This is a genomic window from Bacillus sp. JJ1127 (assembly GCF_036965845.1).
GTDB lineage: Bacteria > Bacillota > Bacilli > Bacillales > Bacillaceae_G > Bacillus_A.
In genome coordinates this window covers 1-7,020 of record NZ_JBALQK010000040.1, presented here as the reverse complement: position 1 = coordinate 7,020, position 7,020 = coordinate 1, and the positions used below count along the sequence as shown (strand labels likewise).

9 protein-coding genes and 1 pseudogene are annotated in these 7,020 nt (G+C 33.3%); 1 reads left to right on the top strand and 9 read right to left on the bottom strand.

The window, feature by feature from the left end; genetic code table 11:
* Window positions 1-265 precede the first annotated feature (265 nt).
* The 6 genes and pseudogenes from V7183_RS05045 to V7183_RS05020 all read right to left on the bottom strand — a co-directional run bounded on the left by V7183_RS05045 (window position 266) and on the right by V7183_RS05020 (window position 3,736).
* Window positions 266-712, bottom strand: a complete 447-nt coding sequence (locus V7183_RS05045; protein ID WP_335358895.1) for an NUDIX domain-containing protein — start codon at window positions 710-712, stop codon at window positions 266-268.
* A 37-nt stretch (window positions 713-749) separates the two neighbouring features.
* Window positions 750-866: pseudogene (locus V7183_RS05040) on the bottom strand (GNAT family N-acetyltransferase); the annotation flags it as partial.
* Window positions 867-1,091: 225 nt separating this feature from the next.
* The gene (locus tag V7183_RS05035) at window positions 1,092-1,394 is read right to left on the bottom strand and encodes a heterocycloanthracin/sonorensin family bacteriocin (protein ID WP_335358894.1); all 303 of its coding nucleotides are present in this window, start codon (window positions 1,392-1,394) and stop codon (window positions 1,092-1,094) included.
* Window positions 1,395-1,651: 257 nt separating this feature from the next.
* Window positions 1,652-2,098, bottom strand: coding sequence for an NUDIX domain-containing protein (locus V7183_RS05030; protein ID WP_335358893.1), 447 nt, complete (start codon window positions 2,096-2,098; stop codon window positions 1,652-1,654).
* A 67-nt stretch (window positions 2,099-2,165) separates the two neighbouring features.
* Window positions 2,166-2,624, bottom strand: a complete 459-nt coding sequence (locus V7183_RS05025; RefSeq protein ID WP_335358892.1) for a GNAT family N-acetyltransferase — start codon at window positions 2,622-2,624, stop codon at window positions 2,166-2,168.
* A 206-nt stretch (window positions 2,625-2,830) separates the two neighbouring features.
* A complete protein-coding gene (locus V7183_RS05020) occupies window positions 2,831-3,736 on the bottom strand; it encodes a DMT family transporter (RefSeq protein ID WP_335358891.1) in 906 nt (301 codons plus the stop codon).
* A gap of 158 nt (window positions 3,737-3,894) precedes the next feature.
* On the opposite strand from V7183_RS05020, the gene V7183_RS05015 reads away from it, so the two are divergent.
* On the top strand, window positions 3,895-5,340 hold the full coding sequence (locus V7183_RS05015) for a PLP-dependent aminotransferase family protein (RefSeq protein WP_335358897.1): 1,446 nt from the start codon (window positions 3,895-3,897) through the stop codon (window positions 5,338-5,340).
* A gap of 48 nt (window positions 5,341-5,388) precedes the next feature.
* Here V7183_RS05015 and V7183_RS05010 read toward each other — a convergent pair whose 3' ends face one another.
* The 3 genes from V7183_RS05010 to V7183_RS05000 all read right to left on the bottom strand — a co-directional run.
* Complete coding sequence (locus V7183_RS05010) at window positions 5,389-5,970, bottom strand: hypothetical protein (RefSeq protein WP_097897511.1); 582 nt, start codon at window positions 5,968-5,970, stop codon at window positions 5,389-5,391.
* 40 nt (window positions 5,971-6,010) lie between these two features.
* Window positions 6,011-6,550, bottom strand: coding sequence for a GrpB family protein (locus tag V7183_RS05005; RefSeq protein WP_335358890.1), 540 nt, complete (start codon window positions 6,548-6,550; stop codon window positions 6,011-6,013).
* A gap of 252 nt (window positions 6,551-6,802) precedes the next feature.
* The coding region (locus V7183_RS05000) for a GNAT family N-acetyltransferase (RefSeq protein ID WP_335358889.1) at window positions 6,803-7,020 on the bottom strand (218 nt) is incomplete at its 5' end.

The window sequence follows — 7,020 nt, the reverse complement described above, 5'->3', positions numbered from 1 at the left end:
GTACAACAACAAAATATGAGTTTTTACTGGGTAATGTACCTTGTTCAGTTGCCTATTTTTAGGTAATTTCTCATTTGTAAATATAGGAGAGACTCTTATATTCTTTGTAGGAGCACAGTTTGAGGTTTACTTCTTTTGTACAATAAAGGTGAAGCGATTATTTCATTTGATGGGGATGATGATTTCCTTTAATAGTTATTAAGAATTAGTTGGGTACTATTCAGTATTATTAACACTTAAGTACCCCATACCCTTCAGCAATACTTTATAAATTGCTATTCCAACAATTTGATAAATCTTCTTTTTTAAATTTTTCTATTAACCTTTGCACAGAGGGTTCTGGCATTATTTTATATGTAATTAGATTTTCATTGTTAGGGATGATCCAATGGAAATTTAAGTGAGACTCTTTCGAAATCGGTGTTATATCACTATGCAAGTCTTTACTATAAACTTCGAAAGCATGATTTATTTCATAATAAAGAGTCTCACTATCTTGCCACTCGTTTTCAATCACTCCTAAAAAGTGCTTAACTTCACAATCTACATCTATTTCTTCTTTAAGTTCACGAATTAATGCGCATTCTGCAGGTTCTCCTAATTCCACATGACCACCTGGTAGAAAAGAATGATGCCCTTTATAATTTGATAGTAAAAGTTTGTTATCTTTTATAATGATTCCTCTTACAATATGATGAAATTTTGTTTTCAATTAGGTTTCTCCTCTTTATCCATTTTCTTAATTAAAGTTAAACAAGTAAACGATATACTTCTTCTCCATCATAAACATGACCAAGATTTACAAAACGATAGCTTTCATATAACCTTTTTGCCCGAGTGTTCTCTTTGTGTGCAGTTAGACGAATCCCTTATTCCGTGCCTTTATTTCTTCTACCCATGAAACTAATTTTTGATATGTATCCAATGTACCAGTCACTTCTATATGAAATGCTATATCAAATATTAATTTCGACGAAAATAGAAGATGCTCTTTTATTTGTTTAATTCACAAAATGAAAGAAAAGTGTCTCTACAGTTCATGCTTGTATATACACTTTTCTTTCAAAAATATCTTTATTTATGTCGCGAATTTAAATGACCCACCAGGTAACACCATTAAAACCGTCAAAACAATTAGAGCCACCGCAACCACCGCAACCACCACAACCAAAACAGCTAAAGCAACCGAAGCAACCAAAACAACGGAATCCACCACAACGAAATCCACCGCAACGGCCACCGCCGCAACGACCACAACCGCCACAGCGACGAGCATCATCTTCAATATAGTAATATGGATATTGATTTTGCTGGTCCCAATACACAACATTTCCAGACTGATAATCATTAAGGCTTAACGCTTGTAGTTCTTGTTGAAACTCATTCATTTTCATGACCTCCGTTTATAAATTAAAACCCCATCGATGCTTTCCTATATTTCTGTTCGTTAAATCTAAGTAGAAATAGCGCTATAAACTAGGTTCAATACGTACAACAACAAAATATGACCTATCACTAGATGATGCACCTTGTTCATATGCCTATTTTTCGATATTGTTATTACGGATTCATTTTTTATATAAAGAGGTCATCAACAAACTATATGTTCTTGTAGGTTCGTATCTTTCTATTTCCTGATATTGATACTATTTTATAAACTGCTAATCCAACAATTTGATAAATCTTCCTTCACTACCTTATCTATTAAAGTTTTGACTGAAGGATTAGGCATTATTTTATATGTAGTTAAATTTTCTTCATTCGGTATAATCCAATGAAATGCCAAATGTGATTCTTTAGAATTGGGTGTGAGGTTAACATGTAAATCATTACTATCAAGCTCAAAAACATGGTTAATTTCATAATGGAGTGTGTCACTATCCTCCCATTTGTTTTCGATTACTCCTAAAAAACGTTTGACTATACAATCAATCCCAATCTCTTCTTTCAATTCACGAATTAATGCTTTTTCTGCAGATTCCCCTAATTCAACATGTCCCCCTGGTAAAAAATAGTGATGTCCGATGTAATTTGCGATTAAAAGCTTTTCATTTTTTATAATGATCCCTCTTACAATATGATGGAATTTTGTTTTCAATTAAAGTTCCCCTCCATTTTTAAAAGTTGTTTAATAGCATCTATTTTAGTTAAATCTGAAATGAAAGTTACACATGTAAACGATATACTTGCTCTCCGTCATAAACATGATCAAGTTTTTTAAACCCGTAGTTCTCGTATAACCTCTTTGCAATAATATTCTCTTTATGTACAGTTAATCGAATCTCCTTACATTCCGTAAATTCATTTGTAATCCATTTAATCATTTCAGCTAAAGCCGTTTTACCATATCCTTTTCCTTGATGATGCTCATCAATCATAAATCCGTTAATCCAATACATGTCCAATGTATTTGGTTCGAATGCATGCATAATGAATCCAATCATACGATCGTCATCATATATGGCGAATGGAATGTATTCGACATTTTCACCATCCGGCTTAATATATACTTTCGCAAGTGATACTGCTACTGGTGGTACAAATGTAGTTTGTTTCTTCGATACTTGTAATTTCAGTGCTTCTTCCCAGTTATCTCTTGTTATTATTTTTAATTGGATATTCATCGCTTGAAACTCCTTTTTGAATAAAAAATTATTCTATTTTTAAAATATCTTTCTTTCATAACATAGAATTCCTGTATTATATATTCAACGAACCACAATTATTCCCTCTCTACAGGAGTAGGTACTTACAATAGTTATGTATATGTAGGAAGTTCGTTTATTTATTAGGATGGTGGTCATGAGAAAACACGTTGAATTACGTGTAATTACAACGTGTTTTCGTTTTGTTTATAACAATCCCTTTCGCTCGTTACATGAGCAATTAAAACTCCGATTATTGTAATGCCTCCTCCAACTATAGAAATGAATGTAGGTACTTCTCCTAACCAAATCCACGCTACAAAGCATGCAATTCCTGGTGTTAAATAAAGAGAACTTGTTGCTTCAGAAGAACCTGTATGAGATGTAATATATGCTAGGGCTATATAAGGTAGTACAGTTGGAAAAAGTCCTAAGTATACAGCGCTAAGAGTCACTCCTATAGGAGCATTTATTATTTCTTGATCGATTCCTGGCAAAAAGATGAGCATACATATAGTTCCAGCCCAGATTGTATAGGTTGTAAATGAAAGAAAGCCATATTTTTTTAAATAAGACTTTTGGAAAACAAAAAATAGACTCTCTAAAAATGCTGCTAGTAGTATAAATAGTACTCCACTATTTAAGTGGAGCAAATCTCCATCACCTAATGATAAAAAGGCTACCCCAATTAAACTAATTACACCGCCAATCCATCCATTTAGTTTTAGCTTTTCACTGAAAAATATAAAAGCAAGAGATGCTGTAAATATAGGAGTAACTGATACAATTAAGCTCGCTGGACCGGCACTGACGCTTTGTTCTCCATAGTTTAATGCGATATGATAAACAGTAAAGCCGAGAGCTCCTAGTATGAAAATTATTGGTATATCTTTTAGCTCTGGTAAATGCATTTTATTTATACATGCAAAGATAAGTAGCATAAATGAAGCTATTAATAAACGTAATAATGTAAGGTGTTCAGGTGTGTACGCCTCAAGTCCAATACGGATCCCAGGAAAGGCTGTACCCCAAAGAATAATAGTCAGACCATGTGCGGATAAAATACGAAAATCCCATTTTTTGTTCTGCATTTCTTTCCTCCCCTTCGAAAAAGTCAACCACTTTTCTTTTACCAATTATTTCTTTTCATCATATTCAATAGTTGATACAATGTCTTCAACCAGTTATGTATTGAAAAAACCAGCCACTTCGCATTTTTATAGTGGATAAAGGGAGTTTTTTTATGAATATGTACAATGACAAAACAGATAAACAACTTCCAAAATACCAACAGATTATAGACTATATGAAAGAAAAGATTGCAAATGGAGAATGGCCAATCGGGAGTAAGATTCCAAGCCAACGAAAATTAGCAAAACTGTTCCATGTAAATCGAAGCACAGTAATTACAGCGTTAGAAGAACTAACAGCAGACGGTTTAATTAGAGGACAAATGGGTATGGGGACAATTGTAATGAATAATACATGGTCATTATTAGCAACAACCCCCCCACCTAATTGGAATGAGTATGTAAAAACAGGTGTGCATAAACCAAGCAAATTAATCGTTCAAGAAATTAATGAAGTGGAAGCAAATAAGAAATTCATTCAGCTTAGTAAGGGAGAACTTGCCACTGATATTTTCCCATTAGAAACAATGAAATTAGTTATGCAGAGTGTGTCTAACAAACTAGATACTTTCGGATACGAAGAACCAAAAGGATTTTTACCTTTACGTCAGGCAATAAGTAATTACGGAAAATCATTTGGTATTGATGTATCTCCGTCTTCTATACTAATCGTTTCTGGAGCATTACAAGCACTACAGCTAATATCCGTTGGTCTTTTGCATAGAGAATCCACAGTTTTACTTGAAAAGCCTTCTTATTTATACTCACTTCATGTATTCCAATCAGCAGGTATACATCTTTCGGGAATATCGATGGATGAGCATGGTGTCATACCAAGCGATTTATCCAAACGAAGTAAATATAGTCAAAAGAAAAACATTTTATATTCTATTCCTTGTTTTCATAACCCAACAGGTGTTTTAATGTCGGAAAATCGCCGGAAAGAACTTATGAAGATTTGTGAAAAAGAACAACTTCCTGTCATTGAAGATGATATTTATCGAGAATTATGGATTGATGAACCACCTCCACTTCCGTTAAAGGCACTGGATCAACATGGACATGTATTATATATCGGTAGCTTATCAAAAACTCTGAGTCCTGGATTAAGAATTGGATGGATTATCGGTCCAGAACCTGTGATTGAAAGATTATCAGACATAAAAATGCAAACGGATTATGGATCTAGCTCATTATCACAAAGGGTTGCTACGGAATGGTTATCTAGTGGTTTATATCAGAAACATGTAGCATCCGTAAGATTGCAGCTGGCAAAACGAAGAGAAATAATGATTCAAACCCTGAACATGTATTGTAATGACATCGCAACGTGGGATGTCCCTAGCGGAGGATTTTTTATATGGCTAAAGATACAACCGAAAATTCCAATGAAAAAACTATTTTCAAAAGCATTATCTAAAGGAATCCTTCTTAACCCAGGGCGTATTTATGAAGAAGAGTCTGATCAGCATATTCGTTTATCGTATGGCTATGCACCTATCGAAGACCTTACGAAAGGAATCTATCAATTAAGTCAAATTGTTCGAGAATTAATGAAGTCATAGAAAAGTCCTCTTCATGTAAGGAAGAGGACTTTCAAAAGAATTCCTATGTTAAAATGTTGACAATTCCCTGATACATTCTTCTCTAACTTTCCATAAGCTGTCCAAATCAAACTTTTGAGTTAACTTATGCTTATTTAACCATATTAGTATGTAAGAACGGTGAAAATCAGTTTTGAAATTTCCAATCTGATCCGGTTCTATCTGTTCTTCTATTAAGAATTCCTGGATTGGTTCACCGCGTATAGTAAGTCTGGTGAAATCAAATCTGTCATTGTTGTATTTCAAATAACAATGTGCTTCTGGAATAGAGTGCAATTTATATTTCTCTAAAATTTTTCCAACTCCAGGTGTGTTATTTTCATTCATTTCATAAATCCCTGTGAATAACTTTATTTCTGCCACACCTTGTTCTTTACATAAGGCAGAAAGTAAAGCATGTTTCGTACTGCAAGTTCCCTTTTCTTCACTCATTACCAGTTCGTATTCAGACCGATTAGAATTTCTCCCATATGGTAATTCTCCAATAAACTTTAATGCCCTATGAAAATCATATATTCCTAATTTAATAAAACCATCTGATACATTTCCGTGTGCTTTAATTATGAAATTCGGTAATATGTAATTAGACATTTATAATCCCTCCATTTACCTTTATGAACAGTCTTTTCTATTACAAGCAGCAATTCTCATTTTTGTAAAGCGTGTTGTTTAAAATCTTGTTTACAAAATCTGTTTTAGCTTCACAATAACGATAAACGTCATATCGATAGTTCTCAGCCAATCGATATTTTAGTTCTTCGTATTCTTTCCGCGCAGCCTCGTTAGTTGATAAATAATCCCGTAAAGCGACATGTTCTAAATACCCTTTCCCATCCTTTGGGCAAACATAAAGATGGTACTTCATGAAATTATCTTCATTATTTCTTTGAAAAGCTTCACGTCCTTCAACTCCTAGATTACCTTGATGTTGATAGCCTTCTTTTTCTAATCGCTCTATAATGTCAGGTAACAAATCGTGACTCTCTATAATTACGTCAATATCAATAATTGGTTTTGCTGCTAATCCTTCAACAGAAGTACTTCCTACATGCTCAATTCTTGAAATTAAATCCCCGATACAGCTTTCAATCATCTTTTTGATTTTCTTAAATTCTGTTTTCCACTCAGGGTTATATGGCTTAATCTCTATTATTCTTGTTTTTTCAGCCATTGCCGTCGTCCTCCCCGTCATAATTTCATTTTTTTCCTAATAGGAATCTCAGTACATCGCTATCAAACTAAAAAAGAATGCTTCCCCAAAACAATAAAATTAACAATTTCATTAGGAATAGTAAAGCAATTAATATAAATAACATACAAAAACGCTTGGACAAACTTAGAAATCCCAGCGTTTTCTTATTCCATGGTTAATTTTTATTAGGTAACAAATATCTCCCAGTTTAATATAGCTTTTTATTATAAATTAATTATTTGATAGAATAAAAAACTCCTTATCCAACCCCATCTTCTCCCAAAACTCTAAAGCTAGCTCATTTTCTAAATCGACATAAACATGGATCAAAGAAATATCCTGTTGGTTAAACCAATTCATTAAATCATCTACTAAGTTTTTAGCAACTTTTTGTCTTCGATACTCTGATGCTACATAAACTTCATCTACTTGACCATATAATATATCGC

Excerpts from the sequence above, each read along its gene's own strand:
- V7183_RS05035 (WP_335358894.1), bottom strand. The coding sequence starts at position 1,394 with ATGAAAATGAATGAGTTTCAACAAGAACTACAAGCGTTAAGCCTTAAT.
- V7183_RS05025 (WP_335358892.1), bottom strand. The coding sequence starts at position 2,624 with ATGAATATCCAATTAAAAATAATAACAAGAGATAACTGGGAAGAAGCA.
- V7183_RS05020 (WP_335358891.1), bottom strand. The coding sequence starts at position 3,736 with ATGCAGAACAAAAAATGGGATTTTCGTATTTTATCCGCACATGGTCTG.
- V7183_RS05015 (WP_335358897.1), top strand. The coding sequence starts at position 3,895 with ATGTACAATGACAAAACAGATAAACAACTTCCAAAATACCAACAGATT.
- V7183_RS05010 (WP_097897511.1), bottom strand. The coding sequence starts at position 5,970 with ATGTCTAATTACATATTACCGAATTTCATAATTAAAGCACACGGAAAT.
- V7183_RS05005 (WP_335358890.1), bottom strand. The coding sequence starts at position 6,550 with ATGGCTGAAAAAACAAGAATAATAGAGATTAAGCCATATAACCCTGAG.